A 25,071-nucleotide genomic window follows, 5' to 3' on the forward strand; every position below is an offset into this window, starting at 1 on the left:
GGCACCGGGAATCAGACGGTCAACAACCGTTCGCGCATCTTGGTGATTTCGTCGCGCGTCTGCGCGGCGGCTTCGAACTCCAGGTCGCGGGCGAGCTGGTACATCTTCTCTTCCAGTTGACGAATGCGCTTGGCGATTTCGCTCGGTGAACGCAGTTCGTTTTCGTACCGGGCACTTTCCTCGGCTGCCTTGGCCATGCCTTTGCGCTTCTTGCTGCGCGAGCCGGGCACGGTGGCGCCTTCCATGATGTCGGCAACGTCCTTGAATACACCTTTGGGGGTAATGCCATTGGCCAGATTGAAAGCGATTTGTTTGTCGCGACGACGCTCGGTCTCGCCAATCGCCCGCTCCATCGACCCGGTGATCCGGTCGGCATACAGAATCGCCCGGCCATTGAGGTTCCGCGCCGCACGGCCGATGGTCTGGATCAGCGAACGCTCGGAGCGCAGGAAGCCCTCCTTGTCGGCATCGAGAATCGCCACCAGCGACACTTCAGGCATGTCCAGGCCTTCACGCAGCAGGTTGATCCCCACCAGCACATCGAAAGTACCCAGGCGCAAATCGCGGATAATCTCGACCCGCTCCACGGTATCAATGTCCGAGTGCAGATAACGCACTCGCACACCGTGGTCGGCGAGGTAGTCGGTCAGGTCTTCGGACATGCGCTTGGTCAACGTAGTGACCAGTACCCGCTCCTCCAGCGCCACACGCTTGGTGATTTCCGAGAGCAAGTCGTCGACCTGAGTCAGCGCCGGACGAATTTCAATTTGCGGGTCGACCAGACCGGTTGGCCGCACCACTTGCTCGATCACTCGACCGGCGTGTTCCGCTTCGTAGTTGCCCGGGGTGGCCGAGACGAAAATCGTCTGCGGGCTGATACTTTCCCATTCATCGAAACGCATCGGCCGGTTGTCCAGTGCCGACGGCAGACGGAAACCGTACTCGACCAGCGTCTCTTTACGCGAACGGTCGCCCTTATACATCGCGCCGACCTGCGGCACGCTGACGTGGGATTCGTCGATCACCAGCAAGGCATCGGCGGGTAGATAGTCAAACAAGGTGGGTGGCGGCTCACCGGACTCTCGGCCCGAGAGGTAGCGCGAGTAGTTTTCGATACCGTTGCAGTAACCCAGCTCCAGGATCATCTCCAGGTCAAAACGGGTGCGCTGCTCCAGCCGTTGCGCTTCCACCAGTTTATTGTTGGAGCGCAAGTATTCCAGGCGCTCCTGCAACTCGACCTTGATCCCTTCGATGGCCCCCAGCAGGGTTTCTCGCGGCGTTACGTAGTGGCTCTTCGGATAGAAGGTGAAACGCGGCAGCTGGCGGATCACTTCGCCGGTCAACGGATCGAAGGCAGAGATCTTCTCCACTTCATCATCGAAGAGCTCAATACGGATCGCTTCAAAATCGGATTCCGCCGGGTGGATATCAATCACATCGCCGCGCACACGGAAGGTCGCGCGAGCAAAATCCATGTCATTGCGGGTGTATTGCAGGTCGGCCAAACGGCGCAGCAAGGCGCGCTGATCGAGCTTGTCGCCGCGATCGACGTGCAGCACCATTTTCAGATAGGTTTCCGGACTGCCCAGACCGTAGATGCACGACACCGTGGTGACGATGATCGCGTCCTTGCGCTCCAGCAACGCTTTGGTCGCCGACAGTCGCATCTGCTCGATGTGATCGTTGATCGAGGCGTCTTTCTCAATGAAGGTATCGGACGACGGCACGTAGGCTTCGGGCTGGTAGTAGTCGTAGTAGGAAACGAAGTACTCCACCGCGTTGTTCGGGAAGAACGCCTTGAACTCGCCGTACAGTTGCGCGGCCAGGGTCTTGTTCGGCGCCAGCACCAGCGTCGGTCGCTGCACCTGGGCGATCACGTTGGCGATACTGAAGGTCTTGCCCGAACCGGTCACACCGAGCAACGTCTGGTGCGCCAGCCCGGCCTCGATGCCCTCGACCATCAGACGGATGGCTTCCGGCTGATCGCCGGCGGGCTCGAAGCGGGTGACTAGCTGGAATTCAGACATATCGTACCTATTGGTTTCCAAGGAACGGCTCATTCCGGCGCTGGCAGGCGCGCCAGAACGGTGAAGGCCGCTCACGACGAATGTCGCAGGGAAAAATCATGATAACCGTTGATGTGGTGCCGAATACCTCTAGTTTCAAGGCAAACGTCCTACATGCCCCTACGCCATCGACGTGACAATAAGGCTAACGAGCAAAAAATAATCCGAAAAAACCTGCCCGAAAAGCGGAAACGCCTGTCGCCGCGCCCGGCGTAGGCCTCTATACTAGCTCCCCGTTTGTGCACCGCTCTAGTGCATTCGGCTGGAGCGCCACACGTCCCTCCACATTCCATTCAGAGCCGCCGCAATAATGAGCCTCTTCTCCGCTGTCGAAATGGCACCACGCGATCCAATCCTGGGCCTCAACGAAGCATTCAACGCTGACGCCCGTACCAATAAGGTCAACCTGGGGGTCGGTGTTTACTGCAACGAGGAGGGGCGAATTCCACTCCTGCGAGCCGTTGTCGAAGCCGAGACGATTCGCGCAGCTCAACACGCTTCCCGTGGCTACCTGCCGATCGACGGTATCGCGGCCTACGACCAGGCTGTGCAAAAGCTGCTGTTCGGCAAAGACTCGCCACTGCTAGCCGCTGGCCGGGTTGTCACCGCCCAGTCCGTCGGCGGCACCGGCGCACTGAAAATCGGCGCTGACTTCCTCAAGCAACTGCTGCCGAACGCCGTCGTTGCGATCAGCGACCCAAGCTGGGAAAACCACCGCGCGCTGTTCGAAACCGCCGGCTTCCCGGTTCAGAACTATCGCTACTACGACGCCGCGACTCACGACGTGAACCGCGCCGGCCTGCTGGAAGACCTGAACGCCCTGCCGGCTGGCTCCATCGTTGTGCTGCACGCCTGCTGCCACAACCCGACTGGCGTCGACCTGAGCCCCGCAGACTGGAACAACGTGCTGGACGTGATCAAGGCAAAAAACCACGTGCCGTTCCTCGACATGGCCTATCAGGGCTTTGGCGACGGCATCGACGAAGACGCCGCTGCCGTGCGCCTGTTCGCCGAGTCGGGCTTGAACTTCTTCGTTTCCAGCTCGTTCTCCAAATCGTTCTCGCTGTACGGTGAACGTGTTGGCGCACTGTCGATCGTCAGCGAATCGAAAGAAGAAAGCGCTCGCGTGCTGTCGCAAGTCAAACGCGTGATCCGCACCAACTACTCCAACCCGCCGACCCACGGTGCAGCGATCGTTGCGGCCGTACTGAACAGCCCTGAACTGCGCGCCCAATGGGAACAGGAACTGGCTGAAATGCGTCTGCGCATTCGCGGCATGCGCCAGCAGATGGTCGATCTGCTGGCGAAAAACGCGCCTCACCAGGACTTCAGCTTCGTCGGCCGTCAACGCGGCATGTTCTCGTACTCGGGCCTGACGGTTGAGCAAGTGACCCGTCTGCGCAACGAGTTCGGCATTTATGCCCTGGACACCGGCCGCATCTGCGTTGCCACACTGAACCAGAGCAACATCGACGTAGTGACCAAGGCCATCGCTCAGGTGATCTAAGCCACACGCGCGACAGAAAAGGGGAAGCCGTCTGGCTTCCCCTTTTCGTTGGCGAGCAGATAATTATCAACACTGCGAACGAGCACTCTAGACTGCACACAGATCAAATGTGGGATCAGCCGGGCGACGTTCGTCTGCTCGCGATGCGCTAGATGCCACAATGAATAGGCCGCCTGGGATGACGCTATCGCGAGCAGGCTCGCTCCCACACGTACTGCGTATTTCCGATATTTTAGAGAACCGACATGAAAAACGATGACTTACGCGCTGACCGAGATGACGACCTGGACCTGGACCGCTTTGTGCCACGCAACCAGACCAAACGCAGCAGCGGGCTGGTATGGCAGGTTGCCTTGGGCGTATTTCTTGGCGGCCTGGCCCTGTGGCTGGTGCAACTGGCCGCCACGTCGCTGTACGCCAAGTTCCTGCTCGGCACCTTCACCTTCGGCGGTTAAGGTCGATCAGCCCGCCAGTTCGCTCGAACGCTGACTGGCGGCATCGTCATAAGCCACATACAACGATTCGGCAACCTGGCTTTTGATCGCCTTGGTGCTTTCCAGCCCCAACACAAACCCTTCAGCCTTGCCGCCAGCGCGATTCAGCTCATCAGCGGTGCTCGCCTGAGTGATCGCATCGAAGAGCTTCTCGGCATGCGGCCCGACGCCTTTGGGCAGGCTGATCTGAGCAATGCTCATACGAACACCTCGCGCAGCAGGGAAGCAGTGAACAGTGATGGGTGAGTCATGACGCGTACCTTTTCGGCTGAGGGCCGGTAGCGCGTGAAACCACTTCCGGGGGGCCATGGTAGACCTCTGCCACGATTCTGGTAACCGCCAATGGCTGACAACCCCCTCCTCGCCTCCAGAATCATCACCGCCCACCTGAAAATCTGCCATTCGAGCAATTAGCGCTTGACTTGTCCTTTTTAATCAGTAACATACGGCGCATTCCGCGATAGCTCAGTTGGTAGAGCAAGTGACTGTTAATCACTGGGTCCCTGGTTCGAGTCCAGGTCGTGGAGCCAGACAGCAACATCAAAAAGCCCCTGAATCGAAAGATTCAGGGGCTTTTTTGTGCCGGCTATCAAGCCGCCATCGTAGGCAAGCCTGCCCCCACGGGTGAACTGTGTACACCTGTGGGAGATTAGTCGGCTGTCAGGCCGCCATCGCGAGCAAGCTCGGCTCCCACAGGAGATGGGGCGGCGAGGCCAGACTCAATCGTTGACCAATTTCCCCGCCCGAATCGCCTCACGTCCGGCCACCTTCGCCTGCCAGATTCCCGGCTGCGTATACCGCCCGCGATCCAGCGCAAACAACACCCCACTGGTCCCGGCACACACCACCGTCACTCGATCACTCAACGGATCGACCACCTCAAACAACGCATCGCCCTTCTCGACCCACTCCCCCGCCTCACGCAGAAAACTCACCACCCCGTGATGCGGTGCAAACAGATACTCGGTCCCCTCGAGCGGCATCCCCTCACAACACTCATCCGGCGCTTGCGGCCACTGCCCGGCAATAAAACCCTGCTCCGACAGGAACCCGAGGATCGCCTCGCAATTGGCCTGAGCCTGATCAACCCGCGTGTCACCCATGCTCCCCAATTCCAGCGTCGTCGCCAGGTTGGCCGGTGGAATCGACGCCTCTGGAAACGCCTTGGCCAGCCGCAACCACGGCGACGAACAGGACTCATCGAACGAGCTGCCTCCAGAGTCTTCGCACAACAACGCAACACCGGCCTTCAACCGCGCCGCCAGGGACTGCCAGCGCGGCCAGTGTTGCGGCAGCGCATAAAGATGGATGGCCGCCTCGAAATCGCAATGCAAATCCAGAGTGATGTCGGCTTCACAGGCATGACGCAACAGCAACCGATGCAAGGTTTCCAACTGCGAAGCCGGGGCCGGCAACCGGTCGAGGACCTGACCCATGGTCTGACGGATCAACGCGATGTTGGCCTCGGCGTCACTGCCCAACTGCGAACCGATCAACTCCCCCACCGGGCCGCTGAGTTCGTAGAACGCCCGGTTGAAATTCTTCCCGCTGCCCAGCTCGAAACGGCCCATGTGGGCGCTTTGCAGATGCTGATCCAGACCAATCGGGTTGGCCACCGGCACCAGTTCGATAACGCCGTTGAGCTGGCCCTGGGCTTCGAGTGCGGTGAGACGTTTTTTCAGCTCCCAGGCCGTGCGCATGCCCGGCAGTTCATCGGCGTGCAGGCTGGCCTGAATGTAGACCTTGCGCGAACCCGCGCCAAAACGAAACACGCTGAGGCTGCGCTCGGTGCCGAGGTGGCTCCAGGGCAGTTGATGGTCGATACGTTGCATGGCGGGCTCCTACAGAAATGTGTCGGGCGGGGTAAATCAAAGGTGCATAAAAAAGGTGGCCACCGCATCAACAGTAGCCACCTTTTTGAACGGTGAAATTACTTGCCGTAAACGTCGAACTTGAAGTACTTGTCCTGCACTTGCTTGTACTTGCCGTTGGCGCGGATTTCGTTGATGGCGGTGTTGAATTTGTCCGCCAGCTCTTTATCGCCTTTGCGCACGGCAATACCGGCACCACCGCCGAAGTACTTGGCGTCTTCGTATTCCGGGCCAACGAACGCGAAGCCTTTGCCGGCGTCGGTTTTCAGGAAGCCGTCGTCGAGGTTGACCGAGTCAGCCAGCATCGCGTCGAGGCGGCCGGAGGTCATGTCCAGGTTGGCTTCCTGCTGGGAGCCGTAGCGCACCAGGTTGATCCCGGCCGGCACCAGCACTTCAGTGGCGAAGCGGTCGTGGGTACTGGCGCGCAGCACACCGACTTTCTTGCCCTTGAGTTCGGTCAGCGGGTCCTTGATGGCGGTACCTTCCTTCATCACGAAACGTGCCGGGGTGTGGTAGTACTTGATCGTGAAGTCGACGTTCTTCTTGCGGTCGTCGGTGATGGTCATGGACGACAGGATCGCGTCGATCTTCTTGACCTTGAGCGCCGGGATCAGGCCATCGAATTCTTGCTCGACCCAGGTACATTTGACTTTCATCTGCTCACACAGCGCGTCGCCGATGTCCACGTCAAAACCGCTGAGCTTGCCTTCAGGGGTCTTGAACGAGAACGGCGGGTAGCCGGCTTCGATCCCCAGACGGATCGGTTTGGCATCCTCGGCTACGGCCGACAGGGACAACACGGACAGTGCCAGAGCACCGAACATCACTAGCTTCTTCATTTATAACTCCTGTGTGCGGAGACTCTTATTGGCAGCACTCGATTAGTAGCTTGTGGCTGGTAAAAATCGAAGTGGCCGGCAGTCTAGAGCCGCACTCAGGATGCAAATTGTGTTTATGCGACAAATAGTTATAGAAAATAAGCCAAGGTATTTCCCGCAGTAATAGACTGCGCCAACGCGCTGCAACGGCCTTCAGAAACGCCTGGTTTTCAGTCAAGATGCCGCACGTTCCGACGAAAAAAACCGACCATCCCCCTCCGCCACCAGAGAGCCGCGTCATGTCCGAGCAATCGACCTCGTTGAACCTGATCCAGCACCACCCCGCTGAAGGCCCGGGTGCGATTGACGATTGGGCCGAGTCCCGGGGGCTGACGCTGAAAGTGTTTCGCGCGGACCTTGGCCAGCTTCCGCCCGCAGGCGCTGCGCCGGTGATCATTCTGGGCGGGCCTTACGAGGCCAACGCAGGTCCGCAGTGGCTGGCAGAAGAGCGCAAGTGGCTGGCGGCAAGCATCTCGCAAGGTGCGCCGGTGTTCGCCATTTGCCTGGGCGCACAATTGCTGGCCCTGAGCCTGGGTGGAAACGTGCGGCGAATGGCCCGGACCGAAACTGGCTGGACCACGGTTACGTTCGCCGATGGGCGCGCATTGAACGTATTGGAATGGCATGAGGATGCGATTGATCTGCCGCCAGACGCCCGCTTGCTGGCCAGCAGCGCCCAGTGTGAGCAGCAGATGTACGCCGTCGGCTCGACGCGCGTGGGATTGCAGTTTCATCCGGAATGGAACGCCGAGTCGGTAGCCCTGCTCAACGCCCACTTCGGCGACGAATCGCCCTTGCCCCGCGATCAGGAGGACAGCGCCGCTTACCGCCAAGTGTTCGACTGGTTGCAGGCGACGCTGGATGAGTGGCACGCAAAAAATCTGTAGCAGCTGCCGAGCCTGCGAGGCTGCGTTCGGCTGCGGAGCAGTCGTTGAATCAGGTAATGCGCTCATCCAGGCAAACCGCGGAATCAGGATTTACGAGGACTTCGTCCTCGAACGCAGCCTCGCGGGCTCGACAGCTGCTACGGGGCATCGAAGGCTCAGCACTCGCATCCGATTGCCGCACTGGCCGGTCGTTCAACCGTGCGGCTCAACTCAAAGCCTTCATCCAGCCACCCCGCCACTCCGCCGATCATTTCCTTGACCGGGTACTCCAGCGCCGCGAGCTTCACCGCAGCCTTGTTCGCGCCGTTGCAGTGCGGACCGGCGCAATACACCACGAACAGCGTGGTTTTCGGGTAAGCCGCCAGTACCTCAGCGCTGATCAAGCGCCCGGGAATGTTAATCGCACCCGGCACATGACCGCGCTCGAACGCCAGTGCCCCCCGTACATCCACCAGAACGAAGTCCACGTCACCGGCCTGCTGGCTGCCAAAGACGTCGGAACAGTCGGTTTCAAAGGTCAGGCGATTGCTGAAATGCAACAGAGCAACGGCGGATGGGGCGGCAGGAATTTCGCGAACCAGACTGGTCATGGGTGCTCTCCAAAGCGTATGTGGGCGTGAGAGGACTGTATCCAACTCGCCAATACCGCTACAGTGGCGCACAAGACACTCACCGGGAATTTTCCGCCAAATGCACACCGACCCCGGATTAGTCGCGATTCTGGCCTACGACGGTCTCTGCACCTTCGAGTTCGGGATCGCCGTGGAGATTTTCGGACTGGCGCGGCCAGAGTTCGACTTCCCCTGGTACGAACACCGGATCGTCGCTGTCGATCAGGGACCGATGCGCGCCATGGGCGGCATTCAGGTATTGGCGGACGGTGGCATGGAACTGCTGGACACCGCGCGAACCATCATCATCCCCGGCTGGCGAAACCGCAGTGAGCCGGTGCCGGAAGCGCTACTGTGCGCCTTGCGCCAGGCCCATGCCCGAGGCGCGCGGCTGCTATCGATCTGCTCCGGGGTGTTTGTACTCGCAGCCACGGGGTTGCTCGACGGGCTGAGCGCAACGACTCACTGGCGTTATACCGAAGAACTGGCCGAGCGTTTCCCGAACATTCTGGTCGACCCCGACGTGCTGTATGTCGATGCGGGACAACTGATCACCTCCGCCGGCAGCGCCGCCGGCATTGATGCCTGCCTGCACCTGGTGGCACGGGACTTCGGCACTCAGGTCGCCAACTCGGTAGCACGCCGGCTGGTGATGTCGCCGCAACGCACCGGCGGGCAGGCACAGTTCATTCCCGCCCCCGTCAGCCGCACACCTCGCAGTGATCTGTCACGCGTCATGCAGTGGGCCCGCGAACGCCTGCATGAACCGCTGGGCGTGCGCGAACTGGCGAGCCAAGCGGCCATGAGCGAGCGAACTTTTTTACGACGGTTCAGCGAAGCCACCGGCGCCTCGCCAAAATCCTGGCTGCAACAACAACGGCTGGCTCGCGCCCGAGAGCTGCTGGAAAGCAGCGCACACAACACCGAGTCCATCGCACTGCAATGTGGTTACCGCTCGGTGGAGAGTTTCCGCGTGGCGTTTCGCAGCGTGGTCGGGCTGCCGCCGTCGGTGTATCGGGAGCGGTTTGGCCGCGAAGTGAAAGCGCTGTCGATGTGAGGAGTGATTGCAAACGCACTCACCCGCAAACACAGCAATACTGCGTTTGCGGGTGAGGTACAGCGCCGAAGCTTAGTGCCCGCTGCGCAGCATTTCATTCGGCACGTATTTGCCGATTTCAAACTTGCCGATCGCTGCGCGATGCACTTCGTCCGGGCCGTCGGCGAGGCGCAACGTACGTTGCATGGCGTACATGTAGGCCAGCGGGAAATCGTTGGAGACACCCGCACCACCGTGGATCTGTATCGCCCGGTCGATCACCTTCAAGGCGACGTTCGGCGCCACCACCTTGATCTGGGCAATTTCGCTTTTCGCCACTTTGTTACCCACAGTGTCCATCATGTAGGCCGCTTTGAGGGTCAACAGCCGCGCCATGTCGATTTCCATCCGCGAGTCGGCGATCTTGTCGATATTGCCGCCCAAGCGTGCCAGCGGTTTACCGAAGGCGGTGCGGTTGATCGAACGCTTGCACATCAACTCCAGTGCGCGCTCCGCCATGCCGATCGAGCGCATGCAGTGGTGAATCCGGCCTGGGCCAAGGCGCCCCTGGGCGATCTCGAAGCCACGACCCTCACCCAGCAGCACGTTTTCATAAGGTACGCGGACGTTCTCGAACAGCACTTCGGCGTGACCGTGAGGCGCATCGTCGTAACCGAACACCGGCAGCGGACGGACAATCTTCACGCCAGGAGTATCCACCGGCACCAGAATCATCGAGTGCTGCTGGTGACGCGGTGCATCGGGATTGCTCAAGCCCATGAAAATCAGGATTTTGCAGCGTGGATCACATGCGCCGGAGGTCCACCACTTCTTGCCGTTGATCACCCACTCGTCGCCATCACGCACCGCACGGGCGGCCATGTTGGTGGCGTCGGAGGACGCCACGTCCGGTTCGGTCATGGCAAACGCCGAGCGGATCTCGCCGCGCAGCAGCGGCTCCAGCCAGCGTTGCTTTTGCTCTTCATTGGCGTAGCGCACCAACACTTCCATGTTGCCGGTGTCTGGCGCCGAGCAGTTGAACGGCTCAGGTCCGAGCAAGGAGCGGCCCATGATTTCCGCCAATGGCGCGTATTCCAGGTTGGTCAGGCCGGCGCCCAATTCGGATTCCGGCAAAAACAGATTCCACAAGCCTTCAGCCTTGGCCTTGTTTTTCAGCTCTTCCATGATTGCCGTCGGCTGCCAGCGATCGCCTTCAGCGACCTGACGTTCGAACACTGCTTCGGCAGGATAAACGTACGCGTCCATGAACGCAGTCACGCGTTCACGCAGTTCCTGGACCTTGGGGGAATAGGCGAAATCCATGGGTAGCTACCTTTTTTGACGAGGTGTTGAAGACGTTGTTGAGGTCATGAATTGATGCTAGATCAGCGTTGATAATTTACCTAGCCTATTCTCAGCGTGTATTAACATTCATCACCGATATATGATCGACTGATCGAGCCCTCTCCCTATAACAAGAGCCAAGAGCGAATCGCCATGAATCTGAGCAAGGTCGACCTCAACCTTTTCATCGTCTTTGACGCGATCTACACCGAAGCCAACCTGACTCGCGCCGGGCAAATTGTCGGCATTACCCAGCCTGCGGTGTCGAACGCTCTGGCCCGTCTGCGCGAGACTTTCAACGACCCGTTGTTCGTGCGTACCGCGCAGGGCATGGTGCCCACGCCCATGGCGCAAAACATCATCGGCCCGGTGCGCAACGCGCTGTCGTTGCTGCGGGTATCGGTACAGGAAAGCCGGATTTTCAACCCCTTGCAGGCGGTCAAGACCTACCGCATCAGCATGACAGACCTCACCGAGGCAGTGATCCTGCCGCCGCTGTTCCAGCGCCTGCGACGTCTGGCGCCGACGGTGATCATCGAGAGTTTTCTGTCCAAACGCCGCGAGACTACCAAGGAACTCGCCGCTGGCCGCCTGGACTTTGCCGTCGATGCACCGCTCAACACCGACCCGCAAGTGCGTCACGTCAAGTTGATGGAAGATCGCTACGTGTGTGCCATGCGTAAGGGCCATCCAATGGCGAGCAAGGAAAAATTCACCCTCGACGACTACCTGTCACAGACCCATGTACACATTTCCAGCCGCCGCAGCGGCCTGGGTTATGTCGACCTGGCCTTGGGTAAAATGGGCATCCAGCGCAAGATTGCCCTGCGCTCGCAGCATTACCTGATGGCCTCCCAGGTGTTGCAGCAAACCGACATGGTGATGACCGTGCCGGAGCGTTTTGCCCGGCGTCATGACCTGCACGCCTTTCATCTGCCGGTCAATGATGTGCCGCCGGTGGAGACCCACCTCTACTGGCACGAAAGCACCGACCAGGACCCGGCCAACCGCTGGATGCGCGAGCAGATGATCGAGTTGTGCCAGCAAGTGACGGCGCATGAGAAGAAGCTGGATAACGCGTAAGACATTGGGCCGCGTTATCGTTCTTCGCCGGATCGCCGCCCGGAGCAAGCCCGCACAACGGGCTTGCTCGCGAAGAGTCGACTCAATACAACGAATTCTTAACCTTTAAGCACTCGCGCCAATGTCGACTTCACCTTGCCCATCCCGTCATGCAGCGCCTGTTCGATCTCCGCCATGGTAATCACCGCCGTCGACTTGCCTGCTGCCGGGTTCACCACCAGCGCCAGACACGCGTAATCCAGCTCCAGTTCGCGTGCCAACGCTGCTTCCGGCATACCGGTCATGCCGACGATATCGCAGCCATCACGCTCCAGGCGGGCGATCTCGGCAACAGTTTCCAGGCGTGGGCCCTGCGTGCAGGCATACACACCGTGACTGCTGTAGGCACAGCCTTCAGCCGCCAAGGCGGCAATCAGCTGCTTGCGCAATGGTTCGCTGTAGGGATAGCTGAAGTCGATGTGGGTCACCTGCTCCAGATCATCGGCAAAATAGGTGTGCTGGCGACCGCTGGTGTAATCGATCAGTTGATGAGGCACGCAGAAATGCCCGGTGCCCATGGCCGCATGAATACCGCCGACCGCGTTGACCGCCAGAATCGCCTGCGCGCCCGCCTGCTTCAAGGCCCACAGGTTGGCCCGGTAATTCACCTGATGCGGCGGAAAACGGTGCGGATGGCCGTGACGGGCGAGAAACAGTACTTCACGCCCGGCGTATTCACCGACCTGGATCTCGGCCGACGGTGCGCCGTACGGCGTGTCCAGAGCCAATGACTGGCGAATGCTCAAGCCTTCGAGCTGGGTCAGGCCGGTGCCACCGATAATCGCGTAAACCGTCATTGCAAAAAGTCCTTAATCAATCAGTTGGGCATCTTTGAGCGCGCCAAGGGCAACAAGCCAACGTGGGTCCTGCCGGTAATCGGTGCTGGCGAACGACTGGCTGCGCATCCGCGCAATGCGTGCAGACGGTGTGACTTTCAGGCGTTGAGCTGCGCTCAGGGCCAGCTCGGCGGCCGCGCGATCATTGCATACCAGCCCCATGTCGCAACCGGCCGACAGTGCCGCTTCGATCCGGCTGGCAGCGTCGCCGACCACATGGGCACCGGCCATCGACAGATCGTCGCTGAAGATCACCCCGTCAAACTGCAATTCACCGCGCAGAATGTCCTGCAACCAGCGGCGCGAGAAGCCGGCCGGCTGCGAGTCGACCTGCGGGTAGATCACGTGAGCCGGCATCACCGCCGCCAGCTGCTTGCTCAACCGTGCGAACGGCACGAGGTCCTTGGCGCGGATTTCCTCAAGACTGCGCTCGTCATTCGGAATCGCGACGTGCGAGTCTGCCTCCGCCCAGCCATGGCCAGGGAAGTGCTTGCCGGTCGCCGCCATGCCGGCGCTGTTCATGCCGCGAATGAACGCGCCTGCCAGCACGGCCGCACGTTCCGGGTCGCCTTCGAACGAACGGGTACCGACCACGGCACTGCGCTGGTAATCGAGGTCCAGCACCGGGGCAAAGCTCAAGTCGAGACCGACGGCCAACACTTCAGTCGCCATGATCCAGCCACACTGCTCGGCCAGGTATTCGGCGTTCGGGTTGTCAGCAATCGCCCGCATGGCTGGCAGACGCACAAAGCCCTGACGCAGGCGCTGCACCCGGCCACCTTCCTGATCCACGGCCAACAGCAGGTCCGGGCGCACCGCACGAATCGACGCACTCAACTCGCGGACCTGGCGCGGATGCTCGATGTTGCGTGCAAAAATGATCAGGCCGCCCACTTCGGGCTGACGCAACAGTTGGCGATCTTCGGCCGTCAGCCAGGTACCGGCGACGTCCACCATCAACGAGCCTTGCAGGCCAGCAGTCATAAAAATTCCTTGATAACGAAAAGCGCGCGCGGCGCATTTTTGAATAGCCCGGCCCGACGCAGACACACGACTTCACCGCCAAGGGCAATGCCCGGCGGATCGCGGTCGACAAAGGAGAAATGGAGCGGGTCTGAAACAGGAGTCGGCATGGGCGGCTAGCTTAGCGGATGTAAGCTGCCGCGCCCACCCGTGAGCCGTTAAACCTTGGCGGCGACGTGTGCGGATTTGCTGCGAGGACGCAACTGGGCCGACGCCATGGCCTCGTCGGTGACGCCGGTTTCTGCGCGCATTCCAGCAGCCAGGAACGGTACCATCAGACGCATCACCTGCTCGATCGAGGTGTTCACCCCGAAATCGGTCTCGGCGATAGCGCGCAAGGCCTTGATCCCCGACATGCTGAATGCCGCTGCGCCGAGCATGAAGTGCACGCGCCAGAACAGTTCGATAGGAGGAATACGCGGTGCGGCTTCATTGACCAGCAACATGTAACGACGGAATACCTTGCCGTACATGTCTTCCAGGTAACGCCGCAAGTGCCCCTGGCTCTGGCTGAATGCCAGCCCCAACAGACGCATGAAGATAGACAAGTCATTGCCGCTGCGTGGCTGCACGACGAGGGCTTGTTCGACGAGGATTTCCAGCAGCTCTTCGAGGCTTGGCTTGCTGTCCGGCTTGGCCTGACGGCGCTCCAGCTCACGATCGAGGCTGATGCAGAAAGGTCCGAGAAAACGCGAGAAGACTGCTTGAATCAAGGCCTTCTTGGAGCCGAAATGATAATTCACCGCCGCCAGATTGACCCCAGCCTTGCTGGTGATCAGCCGCAATGAAGTTTCGGCAAAACCTTTTTCCGCGAACAATTGCTCGGCAGCATCGAGAATGCGTTCAACGGTTTCCGACTGGGCCATGGCTACTCCGCCTGACAAACACTTGTTTGAAACATACGTTTCAGCCTGGGCATTGTCAAGCCTGCCTGTTCGTTTTGCGAACGGTCGGTCAGCTATTTAACCATACAAGTCGGGAGCTGTAGCCAGTCCTACAGACTGCGAGCAAGCGATCTGTAAACCGACCGTCCAGCGGTCGGATAAAAAAGGAGGATTGCCAAGACCACTCCACTGTATATAATCCCAGTCACTGTATAAAAAGACAGAGCGATCGACATGCTAAAACTGACGCCACGCCAAGCTGAGATTCTGGCTTTTATCAAACGTTGCCTCGAAGACAACGGCTATCCGCCAACCCGCGCAGAAATCGCCCTGGAGCTTGGCTTCAAGTCGCCCAATGCAGCTGAAGAACACCTCAAGGCACTGGCGCGCAAGGGTGCAATCGAAATGACCCCCGGCGCCTCGCGCGGCATTCGCATCCCGGGCTTCGAAGCCAAGGCCGACGAGTCCACCCTGCCCATCATTGGCCGGGTTGCTGCTGGCGCTCCGATTCTCGCTCAACAGCACATCGAAGAATCCTGCAACATCAATCCTTCCTTCTTCCATCCACGCGCCGACTATTTGTTGCGCGTTCACGGCATGAGCATGAAGGATGTGGGGATTTTCGACGGCGACCTGCTCGCCGTGCACACCACGCGCGAAGCCCGTAACGGCCAGATCGTGGTTGCGCGGATCGGCGACGAAGTGACCGTCAAGCGCTTCAAGCGCGACGGCAGCAAGGTCTGGCTGATTGCCGAAAACCCCGAGTTTGCCCCGATCGAAGTAAACCTGAAAGATCAGGACCTGGTGATCGAAGGCTTGAGTGTCGGCGTCATTCGCCGCTAAAGGAGGCGTTATGCAGTTCCCTCACACACCACAGCACACACAACTTCCGCTGTTCGAAGCGTTCATGGCTCAGCCGCTGGCGCCGATTCTCAAAGACGTGGTCGAGACACCCTGGAGCGCCGAACCCGAAGCATTCAGTGAGCTGTCATTGCGTGGTGCGGCCGGGAACTGCCTGAACCTTCTGGCCCCTATCCTCAGAGAGCTGAGCCAGGACAAGGACGCTCGCTGGCTGACGCTGATCGCGCCACCCGCCAGCCTGACTCAAGCCTGGCTGCGAGATGCCGGCCTGAACCGTGAACGCATTCTGTTACTACAACCACGGGGAACACAAAGCGCCCAGCAACTGGCTTGCGAAGCCTTGCGCCTGGGCCGCAGTCACACCGTTGTAAGCTGGCTGAACCCGTTGAGTTCCAGTGCGCGCCAACAGCTGATCAGCGCCGCCCGTACCGGGAATGCTCAAAGCCTGAATATTCGACTGGGTTAAGTAATACGCACTGTGCACGCGAAAAGCGCAGGGCTTCTCCAGGACAGAGAAGCCAATCTGTAACTTTGATATGAAATGATGCTCTACGAAAAGCCGACGAACGGAATCAATGAAGAATCCGCGGCCCTTCTTCTTTGTCGAACTCGCCTTCAACCAGGCGTCCAGCCATCTGCACACCGACGCTCAACATCGCCTTGGCGACTTCAACGTGCTGGCCCTGCAGGAACGCCTTGGCGTCTTCAGAGAAGTCCAAAGTCACCAGAGAACCCTCGTCCTCAGCTCTGCGCAGCTCAATACGACCGTCTGGCAGTTCGACAATTTCTAGAAAGGACGTTGGCATAAAGGTCTGTTCTCCACGAAAGGCGGGGATTATATAGTCATCAGCGCAGCTTCGCTCGGGATCTTGACCGGCTGCACGTCACTGAAACCGACGCTGAAGATCATCCCTGATCCATGACCGGTCCTGAACGCTCAGCGTTCAGGACAGAGACTCAGCACTCATTCAACCCTTCGCGAAACCGAATCGCCAGGTCCTTGAGGTTCTGGCGCCAGCTCTCAAGCTCTTCCCGACTCAACTCTTGAGGCGTCTCTTCCTCATCGAGGTTAACCGCCATGATCAGCGGCTGGGTCACATCGCCCTTGGGCTTGTGCGGCACGCGTGGCGGTTGAAACAGTGCGGCATGGGCAGCCAGGAGTTTCGCCAGCCAGGTTTCAGGATTGTTCGCCAACTCGACCATCTCCGCCATCTCCGGAATAGCGATGGTTTCGAGTACTTCCCGAGTCAGCAGCAATTCTGCTCGCGGCGCATTGGCCTGAGGCAAACGGTAAAAACCGGCAATCTCATGACACAAGCCCAGCAGTGCGCCGTACAAGTGAAACAACGCTGACTCACGCCCGGCCTGGATCAGCGCCAGGGAGTTCATCGCCCGTCCCTCTTCCGCTCGGGCCAGCGCCTCAAGCGACAGACCGGCAAAGTAAATTTTCTGATTGGTACGGGTATAGAGCTCAAAGGCCATGACGGCAGTCTCCACAACGAAATAAGACGCGTAATGCAGGTCTGACAGTGTCATGGATCAGACAAGCTGACCGCAAGCACAAAACAAAAGGCCGCATGAAAACCCGAGGGTTTGCATGCGGCCTTTTGCATCGCATTGCCCGATTACTTGGCTACGCGCTTGTCTTCAACCACCCATTTGCCACCGTCGTAGAACGCCTTCCAACCGGTAGGCTTGCCTTCGACTTCGGTCTGCACGTACTGCTCCTTGGTCTTGCGGCTGTAACGGATCACTGCCGGGAGACCATCCGGATCCTTCTTCGGCGCTGCGCAGAGGAAGTGGTACTTCGGATCGATCTCATCCTTGTGCGGCACGATCTCGATCACCAGCGGAGCACGGGTCTCGCGGTTTTTCGGGAACTGGCTCGCCGCCAGGAACAGGCCGGAAGCACCGTCACGCAGGATGTAGGTGTCGTTGACCTTCTCGCACTTGAGCTCGGGCATCTTCACCGGATCCATCTTCGGCGGCGCCGCGTCACCGCTCTTCAGCAGTTTGCGGGTGTTCTTGCAGGTCGCGTTGGTGCAACCGAAGAACTTGCCGAAACGGCCCGTCTTCAACTGCATTTCGCTGCCGCACTTATCGCACTCCAGGCTCGGACCTTCGTAGCCCTTGATGCGATAGCTGCCTTCTTCGATCTCGTAGCCTGCGCAATCCGGGTTGTTACCGCAGATGTGCAGCTTGCGCTTCTCATCCAGCAGGTACGCGTCCATCGCAGTGCTGCAGATCGGGCAGCGATGCTTGCCACGCAGCACCAAAGACTCCGATTCACCCTCGTCGTCCGCAGCGATTTCATCGCCCGGCACCAGGTTGACGGTGGCTTTGCAGCGCTCTTTTGGCGGCAGGCTGTAGCCCGAGCAACCAAGGAACACGCCGGTCGACGCGGTACGAATCTGCATCGGACGACCACACGTGAGGCACGGGATGTCCGTCATGACCGGCTGGTTGGCACGCATGCCGTTTTCCGCGCTCTCGGCTACTTCGAGTTTCTTCTTGAAGTCGCCGTAGAACTCGTCCAGCACGTTTTTCCAGTCACGTTCGCCCTGGGCGACGTCATCGAGGTTCTCTTCCATGCCGGCGGTGAAGCCGTAGTCCATCAGGTTCGAGAAGCTTTCGGACAGACGCTCGGTGACGATGTCTCCCATCTTTTCCGAGTAGAAACGACGGTTGTGCAGTGCGACGTAACCGCGGTCCTGGATGGTCGAAATGATCGCCGCATAGGTCGAAGGACGACCGATACCGCGCTTTTCCATTTCCTTGACCAGGCTCGCTTCCGAGTAACGCGCCGGCGGCTTGGTGAAATGCTGGCTCGGATCAAGCTTGATCAACTTCAGCACATCGCCTTGCGCCATGTCCGGCAGCACATCGTCGTCGCCTGGCTTGGCCATTTGCGGCATGACGCGGGTGTAACCGTCGAACTTCAGGATGCGGCCCTTGGCACGCAGCTCAAAGCCGCTGGCGGCGACACTGACGGTGGTCGACAGGTATTTCGCCGGCAGCATCTGGCACGCGACGAATTGGCGCCAGATCAGCTCGTAGAGACGCTCAGCGTCACGCTCCATACCCGACAGCTTGCTTGGATCGGTGTTCACGTCAGAAGGACGAATCGCTTCGTGAGCCTCTTGCGCGCCTTCCTTGCTGCTGTAGACGTTCGGTGTTTCCGGCAGGTACTTGCTACCGAACTCACCTTCAATATAAGTACGCGCCATCGCCACGGCATCAACCGAGAGGTTGGTCGAGTCGGTACGCATATAAGTGATGTAGCCAGCTTCGTACAGACGCTGCGCCATCATCATGGTTTTCTTCACGCCGAAGCCCAGGCGGTTACTGGCAGCCTGTTGCAGGGTGGAGGTGATGAACGGTGCCGACGGCTTGCTGCTGGTCGGTTTGTCTTCGCGCTTGGCGATGGTGTAGCTGGAAGCCTTGAGCTTTTCCAGCGCAGCCATGGCCTGGGCTTCGTTGAGCGGCTTGAAGGCTTCGCCGTTTTCACGGGCCACTTCAAAACGCACGTTGGCGCCCTTGGCAGTGCCGAGGTCAGCGTGTACTTCCCAGTACTCTTCCGGGTTGAACGCACGAATTTCGCGCTCACGTTCCACCACCAGCTTCACGGCTACCGATTGCACACGGCCGGCAGACAGACCGCGAGCGATCTTGGCCCACAGCAGCGGCGAAACCATGTAACCCACCACGCGGTCGAGGAAGCGACGCGCCTGCTGGGCATTGACCCGATCGATGTCCAGCTCGCCCGGCTGGGAGAAGGCTTCCTGAATCGCCTTCTTGGTAATTTCGTTGAACACCACGCGCTTGTAGCGGCTGTCATCACCACCGATGGCTTCGCGCAGGTGCCAGGCAATGGCTTCCCCCTCGCGATCCAAGTCGGTTGCGAGATAGATGGTGTCAGCATCTTTGGCGAGCCGGCGCAGCTCTTCGATGACCTTTTCCTTGCCCGGGAGGATCTCGTACTTGGCTTTCCAGCCATGATCGGGATCGACACCCATGCGCGAGACCAGCTGCTTGCGCGCCTTTTCTTTAGGCGACAGCGCCGGCGCTTCACCAGCAGCAGCCTTGCCGCGCTTGGCAGCAGGCTCTTTGCTGGCGCTAGCCGAACCGCTGGTGGGCAGGTCTCGGATATGGCCGATACTCGACTTCACCACGTATTGGTTACCCAGATACTTGTTGATGGTCTTGGCCTTAGCCGGGGATTCCACAATGACCAGCGATTTGCCCATGGATCAGAAAATTCCTGAATTCTAGAAGTGAAAGGCGGTTGGCGCCTGACGCGGCACCGCTATATATAGTGGCAACAAGGTGAGGTCAAGCGCAGGGTTCTGCGCGCTCTCAGCTTATGGCCTTGAAAAAAGGCTTGGTTCGGCCTGCACCAAAGCAAAGCGCGGGACCTGTTCGCCGTCAACTTCGACCGACTCCAGGAACATGCTCAAGGGACGCACCCAAAAGCCGTAATCGCCATACAGGGCTTGGTAGAAGACCACTTCTTCTTCGGTCTCGGAATGCCGCGCGACACTGAATACGCGGTACTGCGGACCTTTGTAATGCTGGTAGAGCCCTGGTTGTATCGGCATGGTCTGGCCCTCACTCAAATCACTTGAAATAAAAAACAAAAAAAAATCTTCAGAAAAACAAAAACCGGGGCACTTGGCCCCGGCTTCCGTCGACGAATCGCTTAAACGCGTTCGAAGACGGTGGCAATGCCCTGGCCGAGGCCAATGCACATGGTCGATACACCGAAGGTGCCGCCATTCTGCTTCATTACATTGAGCAGCGTGCCGGAGATACGTGCACCGGAGCAACCGAATGGGTGGCCCAGGGCGATCGCGCCGCCGTGCAGGTTAACCTTCTCGTTCATCTTGTCGAGCACTTTCAAATCTTTCAGCACCGGCAGGGCCTGTGCAGCGAAAGCTTCGTTGAGCTCGAAGAAGTCGATATCGGCAATACCCAGACCTGCACGCTTCAGTGCTTTCTGTGTCGCCGGCACTGGACCATAACCCATGATCGCCGGATCCACACCTGCCACTGCCATCGAGCGGATCACCGCCATCGGCTGGATGCCCAGGTCCTGTGCACGCTGCGCCGACATCACGATCATGCACGAAGCACCATCGGTGATCTGCGACGAAGTACCGGCTGTCACGGTGCCACCCTTTGGATTGAACGCCGGCTTCAATGCCGCCAGGCTTTCCAGGGTAGTTTCCGGACGGATGGTTTCGTCGTAGTCGAACAGTTTCAGGAAACCGTTTTCGTCGTAACCCTGCATCGGGATGATTTCGTCTTTGAACTTGCCTTCCACCGTCGCTTTATGGGCGAGTTGGTGGGAGCGCACGCCGAAGGCATCCTGCTGCTCACGGGTAATGCCGTGCATTTTACCGAGCATTTCTGCGGTCAGGCCCATCATGCCCGAGGCTTTCGCCGCGTACAGCGACATATGCGGGTTCGGATCGACACCGTGCATCATGCTCACGTGACCCATATGCTCGACGCCGCCAACCACGAACACGTCACCATTACCGGTCATGATCGCTTGCGCTGCGGTGTGCAATGCACTCATCGACGAGCCACACAGGCGGCTGACGGTCTGGCCGGCAGCCGTGTGCGGGATCTGAGTCATCAAGGACGCCATGCGGGCGATGTTCCAGCCCTGCTCCAGGGTCTGGTTCACGCAGCCCCAGATCACGTCTTCGACTTCGCTCGGGTCGACCTTGACGTTGCGTTCCAGCAATTTGCTGATCAGGTGCGCCGACATGTCTTCGGCGCGGGTGTTGCGGTGCATGCCGCCCTTGGAGCGGCCCATCGGAGTACGACCGAAGTCGACAATCACGACGTCTCTTGGATTCAAGCTCATAAATATTCTCGCTCTAGTCGTTTAGGCGCTTAACCGAAGAAGCTCTGGCCGTTTTTGGCCATCTCGCGCAGCTTCTCGGTCGGGTGGTACAGCGCGCCCAAATCAGCGTACTGGTCAGCCAGGGCAACGAACTCTGCAACACCGATCGAATCGATGTAGCGCAGTGCACCGCCACGGAATGGAGGGAAACCAATACCGTAGACCAGACCCATGTCGGCTTCGGCAGCGGTTTCGACGATGCCGTCTTCCAGGCAACGCACGGTTTCCAGGCACAGCGGGATCATCATCCAGTTGATGATGTCTTCGTCGGTCACTTCACGCTGTTCGAAGACGATTGGCTTGAGCACTTCGAGTACCGACGGATCGGCTACTTTCTTCTGCTTGCCGCGCTTGTCGGTCTCGTAGGCGTAGAAGCCCTTGCCGTTCTTCTGGCCCAGGCGCTTGGCTTCGTAGAGCACGTCAACGGCCGAACGACGGTCATCTTTCATGCGGTCCGGGAAGCCTTCAGCCATTACGTCACGACCGTGGTGACCGGTGTCGATACCGACCACGTCCATCAGGTACGCCGGGCCCATTGGCCAGCCGAATTTTTCCATGATCTTGTCGATACGGACGAAGTCCACACCGGCGCTGACCAACTTGGCGAAACCGCCGAAGTACGGGAACAGAACGCGGTTGACCAGGAAGCCCGGGCAGTCGTTGACGACGATCGGGTTCTTGCCCATTTTCTTGGCGTAGGCAACGGTGGTGGCAACGGCCAGCTCGCTGGACTTCTCGCCACGAATGACTTCGACCAGCGGCATCATGTGCACCGGGTTGAAGAAGTGCATGCCGACGAAGTTTTCCGGACGCTTGAGGGCCTTGGCCAACAGGCTGATGGAAATGGTCGAGGTGTTCGACGCGAGGATGGTGTCCTCTTTGACCTGGTCTTCGACTTCGGCCAATACCGCTTGCTTGACCTTAGGGTTCTCGACGACCGCTTCGACCACCAGGTCGACGTGGCCGAAATCACCGTAGGACAGGGTTGGACGAATGCCGTTGAGCACTTCGGCCATTTTGGCTGCGGTCATGCGGCCTTTATCAACGCGGCCAACCAGCAGTTTCGCGGCTTCAGCCAGGCCCTGCTCGATACCGTGCTCGTTGATGTCCTTCATCAGGATCGGCGTGCCTTTGGACGCCGACTGATAAGCGATACCGCCGCCCATGATACCGGCGCCGAGTACGGCAGCCTGTTTCACGTCTTTGGCGATTTCATCGTAGGCCTTGGCTTTTTTCTTCAGCTCCTGATCGTTCAGGAACAGACCGATCAAGCTCTGCGCAGCAGAGGTCTTGGCCAGTTTGACGAAGCCGGCGGCTTCAACTTCCAGAGCCTTGTCGCGACCGAAGTTCGCGGCTTTCTGGATCGTCTTGATCGCTTCAACCGGCGCCGGATAGTTCGGGCCAGCCTGACCGGCCACGAAACCTTTGGCGGTTTCGAAAGCCATCATTTGCTCGATGGCGTTCAACTTGAGCTTTTCCAGCTTCGGCTGACGCTTGGCCTTGTAATCGAATTCGCCTGCGATGGCGCGCTTGATCAGTTCCAGGGCCGCTTCCTGCAGCTTCTCTGGAGCAACCACCGCATCGACTGCGCCGACTTTCAGCGCGTCTTCCGGGCGGTTTTCCTTACCGGCGGCAATCCACTCGATGGCGTTGTCGGCACCGATGATGCGCGGCAGGCGAACGGTACCGCCGAAGCCTGGGTAGATGCCCAGTTTGACTTCCGGCAGACCGATCTTGGCCGTGGTGGACATGACGCGGTAGTCCGCCGCCAGGCACATTTCCAGACCGCCACCCAAGGCGATGCCGTTGATTGCGGCCACGGTTGGAACGTTGAGGTCTTCAAAATCGCTGAAAATCTTGTTGGCTTCGAGGTTGCCAGCAACCAGCTCTGCATCCGGCAGCTTGAAGTTGTCGACGAATTCGGTGATGTCGGCACCGACGATGAATACGTCCTTGCCACTGCTGACGATCACACCCTTGACCGACGCATCTGCCTTGATGGCGTCTACGGCCGAACGCAGTTCGTTCAGGGTTAGACGGTTGAACTTGTTGACGGACTCACCCTTGAGGTCGAATTTCAATTCGACGATGCCACTTTCAAGAGCCTTAACCGTGATGGCTTTACCTTCGTAAATCATCAACTGATCTCCACGATATGGAAGCTGAACAGTACACGTCGGACGCTGACGTTCTGGCTCGGCATGGACGCTACCGTCGATGCTAACGCCATTCCACCAGGCACACCCGCCAACGCGATAGTCGGGATTCTGTAGGAGCTGTCTGTAATACAAACGCTCAATTCATACGCCCGTTTGATTTGGGTACGCCACCTTCACGGAATTTCCGACAATTGTCAATCGCCCAAAATGCGGGTTGTAATTCGACTTTGCGGTCATATCCGCACCACGAAGACCTGCAACACGCGGGTGCATGTGCAGCCATTCATAGAATCAATATTTAGAAACGTCGCCCTAATCAGCTGCGCAACCGGAAATACACAGCTACGCTGGCGGGGACGATAAACGGAAAACAGAGACGCTTATGGCGAACGCCAAGCGCAAGATCAGCGCCACACCTTGGATAGCGTGACGATTCAGCGAATTACCGGCCTGCCTGGCCACTCCAGCCCGATGAAGATGTCGGGCTTTTTATTAGCCGTTGTTCAAGCCAGCGCCTTGAGGACGGCATCAATCTGTTGCAACACCTCGGCCTCGCCCCGCTCCCCCCAATACAAGGTGATCATTTGCTTGTCGGCCTCAACCTTGTAGACGTTGGCCGGCAACTTCCGGAAATGAATCAGCAACGACTCATCCTGACAAACTTCCCGCCATTGATTGACCCACACGCCCGGCGCACTTTGCCAATAGATCCAGCACCCCGGCTGATTGCCCCGTCGCGGCCGATGGTATTGCGCACACGGGCTGGGCGGCACTGGCTCAAGCCAATGCGGCCACTCCTGCGGTGCCAGCTGCATGGCCAGGCCAATACGCCGCGCCTCCATGCGCAAGGCCATCTGCCCCCCCTGTTTACGCGAAGGTCGCAGCCATGCCAGAGGGCTCAGCACTACTGCGAGGATTGACACCACTATCCAGACCGTCATATCTGTACTCCCGATTCTTGATGGGCGGATTGATCCCTGTCGAAACCAATCCGCTTGAAACCAGCCATACTTACCGTTATCGCAATCCTCAGGAGGAGCACCTCATGCCCTACCACCATATTCTGGTCGCCGTAGATCTAACCGAAGAGTGCGATCCTGTGATTCACCGTGCTCGCGAGTTATCGGTCAGCAACGGTGCCAAATTGTCCCTGGTTCATATTGTCGAACCGATGGCCATGGCCTTTGGTGGTGACGTGCCGATGGACCTGTCGCAATTGCAGCAACAGCAATTCGACCAGGCCAAGGAGCGCCTCGAGCGCCTGATCAACAAGTATCCTGAATTGTCCAAAGAATACAGCCACCTGACCTATGGCCAGCCACGCCAGGAAATCCATCATATGGCCAAGGAACAGGAGTGCGACCTGATCGTCGTGGGCAGTCATGGCCGCCACGGCCTCGCACTGCTGCTGGGCTCCACCGCCAATGACGTGTTGCATGGTGCGCCTTGCGATGTACTGGCGGTGCGCCTGATCAAAAGCTGAATACGTCCAAATGGAGATCCAGTGTGGGAGCCGGGCTTGCCCGCGATGGGGCCATTACAGGCAATGCAAAGACCGAGGTGATGCCATCGCAGGCA

Annotated in this window: 25 protein-coding genes and 1 tRNA gene; 9 read left to right on the forward strand and 17 right to left on the reverse strand. The window is 59.1% G+C overall.

Annotated features, from left to right (window positions below; translation table 11 throughout):
• Positions 1-11: 11 nt before the first annotated feature.
• On the reverse strand, positions 12-2,027 hold the full coding sequence (uvrB, locus tag AC1DIG_RS04805; protein WP_477766361.1) for an excinuclease ABC subunit UvrB: 2,016 nt from the start codon (positions 2,025-2,027) through the stop codon (positions 12-14).
• A gap of 349 nt (positions 2,028-2,376) precedes the next feature.
• On the opposite strand from uvrB, the gene AC1DIG_RS04810 reads away from it, so the two are divergent.
• Positions 2,377-3,573, forward strand: coding sequence for an amino acid aminotransferase (locus AC1DIG_RS04810; RefSeq protein WP_123584748.1), 1,197 nt, complete (start codon positions 2,377-2,379; stop codon positions 3,571-3,573).
• Between the two features lie 245 nt (positions 3,574-3,818).
• Positions 3,819-4,028 (forward strand): hypothetical protein, encoded by a 210-nt coding sequence (locus AC1DIG_RS04815; protein WP_054596606.1) that lies wholly within the window; start codon positions 3,819-3,821, stop codon positions 4,026-4,028.
• A gap of 6 nt (positions 4,029-4,034) precedes the next feature.
• Here AC1DIG_RS04815 and AC1DIG_RS04820 read toward each other — a convergent pair whose 3' ends face one another.
• Positions 4,035-4,268 carry a hypothetical protein gene (locus AC1DIG_RS04820; RefSeq protein ID WP_095079262.1) on the reverse strand — a complete coding sequence of 78 codons (234 nt, stop codon included), beginning with the start codon at positions 4,266-4,268 and terminating at the stop codon, positions 4,035-4,037.
• 253 nt (positions 4,269-4,521) lie between these two features.
• Between AC1DIG_RS04820 and AC1DIG_RS04825 the strand changes: the two genes are divergently transcribed.
• Positions 4,522-4,597, forward strand: a tRNA-Asn gene (locus AC1DIG_RS04825).
• Between the two features lie 189 nt (positions 4,598-4,786).
• Here AC1DIG_RS04825 and AC1DIG_RS04830 read toward each other — a convergent pair.
• Positions 4,787-5,899: a succinylglutamate desuccinylase/aspartoacylase family protein gene (locus tag AC1DIG_RS04830; RefSeq protein ID WP_477766362.1), complete on the reverse strand. Its 1,113-nt coding sequence runs from the start codon at positions 5,897-5,899 to the stop codon at positions 4,787-4,789.
• Positions 5,900-5,997: 98 nt separating this feature from the next.
• Complete coding sequence (locus AC1DIG_RS04835) at positions 5,998-6,777, reverse strand: ABC transporter substrate-binding protein (protein ID WP_477766363.1); 780 nt, start codon at positions 6,775-6,777, stop codon at positions 5,998-6,000.
• A 278-nt stretch (positions 6,778-7,055) separates the two neighbouring features.
• Here AC1DIG_RS04835 and AC1DIG_RS04840 point away from each other — a divergent pair, with 278 nt between their 5' ends.
• Entirely contained in the window at positions 7,056-7,703 is a 648-nt protein-coding gene (locus AC1DIG_RS04840; protein ID WP_477766364.1) for a type 1 glutamine amidotransferase, read from the forward strand.
• Positions 7,704-7,858: 155 nt separating this feature from the next.
• Here the strand turns inward: AC1DIG_RS04840 and AC1DIG_RS04845 are convergent, their stop codons facing one another.
• On the reverse strand, positions 7,859-8,293 hold the full coding sequence (locus tag AC1DIG_RS04845) for a rhodanese-like domain-containing protein (RefSeq protein WP_477766365.1): 435 nt from the start codon (positions 8,291-8,293) through the stop codon (positions 7,859-7,861).
• 100 nt (positions 8,294-8,393) lie between these two features.
• Between AC1DIG_RS04845 and ftrA the strand changes: the two genes are divergently transcribed.
• Positions 8,394-9,371: a transcriptional regulator FtrA gene (ftrA, locus tag AC1DIG_RS04850; RefSeq protein WP_477766366.1), complete on the forward strand. Its 978-nt coding sequence runs from the start codon at positions 8,394-8,396 to the stop codon at positions 9,369-9,371.
• A 72-nt stretch (positions 9,372-9,443) separates the two neighbouring features.
• Here ftrA and AC1DIG_RS04855 read toward each other — a convergent pair whose 3' ends face one another.
• Positions 9,444-10,673, reverse strand: coding sequence for an acyl-CoA dehydrogenase (locus AC1DIG_RS04855; RefSeq protein ID WP_054596576.1), 1,230 nt, complete (start codon positions 10,671-10,673; stop codon positions 9,444-9,446).
• Positions 10,674-10,847: 174 nt separating this feature from the next.
• Between AC1DIG_RS04855 and AC1DIG_RS04860 the strand changes: the two genes are divergently transcribed.
• On the forward strand, positions 10,848-11,777 hold the full coding sequence (locus AC1DIG_RS04860) for a LysR family transcriptional regulator (protein ID WP_477766367.1): 930 nt from the start codon (positions 10,848-10,850) through the stop codon (positions 11,775-11,777).
• 98 nt (positions 11,778-11,875) lie between these two features.
• On the opposite strand, the gene AC1DIG_RS04865 is transcribed toward AC1DIG_RS04860, so the two are convergent.
• Genes AC1DIG_RS04865 through psrA form a run of 4 tightly spaced genes read right to left on the reverse strand, consistent with a single transcriptional unit; the run spans position 11,876 to position 14,541 of the window.
• Positions 11,876-12,613 carry an S-methyl-5'-thioinosine phosphorylase gene (locus AC1DIG_RS04865; RefSeq protein ID WP_477766368.1) on the reverse strand — a complete coding sequence of 246 codons (738 nt, stop codon included), beginning with the start codon at positions 12,611-12,613 and terminating at the stop codon, positions 11,876-11,878.
• A gap of 12 nt (positions 12,614-12,625) precedes the next feature.
• Positions 12,626-13,624, reverse strand: a complete 999-nt coding sequence (gene nagZ, locus AC1DIG_RS04870; RefSeq protein WP_477766472.1) for a beta-N-acetylhexosaminidase — start codon at positions 13,622-13,624, stop codon at positions 12,626-12,628.
• Positions 13,625-13,632: 8 nt separating this feature from the next.
• Positions 13,633-13,785 (reverse strand): hypothetical protein, encoded by a 153-nt coding sequence (locus tag AC1DIG_RS04875; RefSeq protein ID WP_477766369.1) that lies wholly within the window; start codon positions 13,783-13,785, stop codon positions 13,633-13,635.
• A gap of 48 nt (positions 13,786-13,833) precedes the next feature.
• Positions 13,834-14,541 (reverse strand): transcriptional regulator PsrA, encoded by a 708-nt coding sequence (gene psrA, locus AC1DIG_RS04880; RefSeq protein ID WP_477766370.1) that lies wholly within the window; start codon positions 14,539-14,541, stop codon positions 13,834-13,836.
• 252 nt (positions 14,542-14,793) lie between these two features.
• Here psrA and lexA point away from each other — a divergent pair, with 252 nt between their 5' ends.
• Both lexA and sulA read left to right on the forward strand, forming a co-directional pair.
• Positions 14,794-15,402, forward strand: a complete 609-nt coding sequence (lexA, locus tag AC1DIG_RS04885; RefSeq protein ID WP_019692743.1) for a transcriptional repressor LexA — start codon at positions 14,794-14,796, stop codon at positions 15,400-15,402.
• 10 nt (positions 15,403-15,412) lie between these two features.
• Positions 15,413-15,886 carry an SOS-induced cell division inhibitor SulA gene (gene sulA / locus AC1DIG_RS04890; protein ID WP_477766371.1) on the forward strand — a complete coding sequence of 158 codons (474 nt, stop codon included), beginning with the start codon at positions 15,413-15,415 and terminating at the stop codon, positions 15,884-15,886.
• 106 nt (positions 15,887-15,992) lie between these two features.
• Here sulA and AC1DIG_RS04895 read toward each other — a convergent pair whose 3' ends face one another.
• From AC1DIG_RS04895 to AC1DIG_RS04925, 7 genes are all read right to left on the reverse strand, one after another.
• The gene (locus tag AC1DIG_RS04895) at positions 15,993-16,226 is read right to left on the reverse strand and encodes a hypothetical protein (protein WP_123426092.1); all 234 of its coding nucleotides are present in this window, start codon (positions 16,224-16,226) and stop codon (positions 15,993-15,995) included.
• Positions 16,227-16,377: 151 nt separating this feature from the next.
• The gene (locus AC1DIG_RS04900) at positions 16,378-16,902 is read right to left on the reverse strand and encodes a DUF6586 family protein (protein WP_123584637.1); all 525 of its coding nucleotides are present in this window, start codon (positions 16,900-16,902) and stop codon (positions 16,378-16,380) included.
• Between the two features lie 143 nt (positions 16,903-17,045).
• Entirely contained in the window at positions 17,046-19,667 is a 2,622-nt protein-coding gene (gene topA, locus AC1DIG_RS04905; RefSeq protein WP_477766372.1) for a type I DNA topoisomerase, read from the reverse strand.
• A gap of 114 nt (positions 19,668-19,781) precedes the next feature.
• Positions 19,782-20,018 carry a DUF1653 domain-containing protein gene (locus AC1DIG_RS04910; protein WP_019692748.1) on the reverse strand — a complete coding sequence of 79 codons (237 nt, stop codon included), beginning with the start codon at positions 20,016-20,018 and terminating at the stop codon, positions 19,782-19,784.
• Between the two features lie 101 nt (positions 20,019-20,119).
• Entirely contained in the window at positions 20,120-21,295 is a 1,176-nt protein-coding gene (gene fadA / locus AC1DIG_RS04915; protein ID WP_019692749.1) for an acetyl-CoA C-acyltransferase FadA, read from the reverse strand.
• Between the two features lie 29 nt (positions 21,296-21,324).
• Positions 21,325-23,472 (reverse strand): fatty acid oxidation complex subunit alpha FadB, encoded by a 2,148-nt coding sequence (gene fadB / locus AC1DIG_RS04920; RefSeq protein WP_477766373.1) that lies wholly within the window; start codon positions 23,470-23,472, stop codon positions 21,325-21,327.
• A gap of 524 nt (positions 23,473-23,996) precedes the next feature.
• Entirely contained in the window at positions 23,997-24,434 is a 438-nt protein-coding gene (locus tag AC1DIG_RS04925) for a hypothetical protein (protein WP_477766374.1), read from the reverse strand.
• A 104-nt stretch (positions 24,435-24,538) separates the two neighbouring features.
• On the opposite strand from AC1DIG_RS04925, the gene AC1DIG_RS04930 reads away from it, so the two are divergent.
• A complete protein-coding gene (locus AC1DIG_RS04930) occupies positions 24,539-24,976 on the forward strand; it encodes a universal stress protein (RefSeq protein WP_019689573.1) in 438 nt (145 codons plus the stop codon).
• Positions 24,977-25,071: the final 95 nt, after the last annotated feature.

It is taken from the genome of Pseudomonas sp. 05N431 (assembly GCF_056397005.1).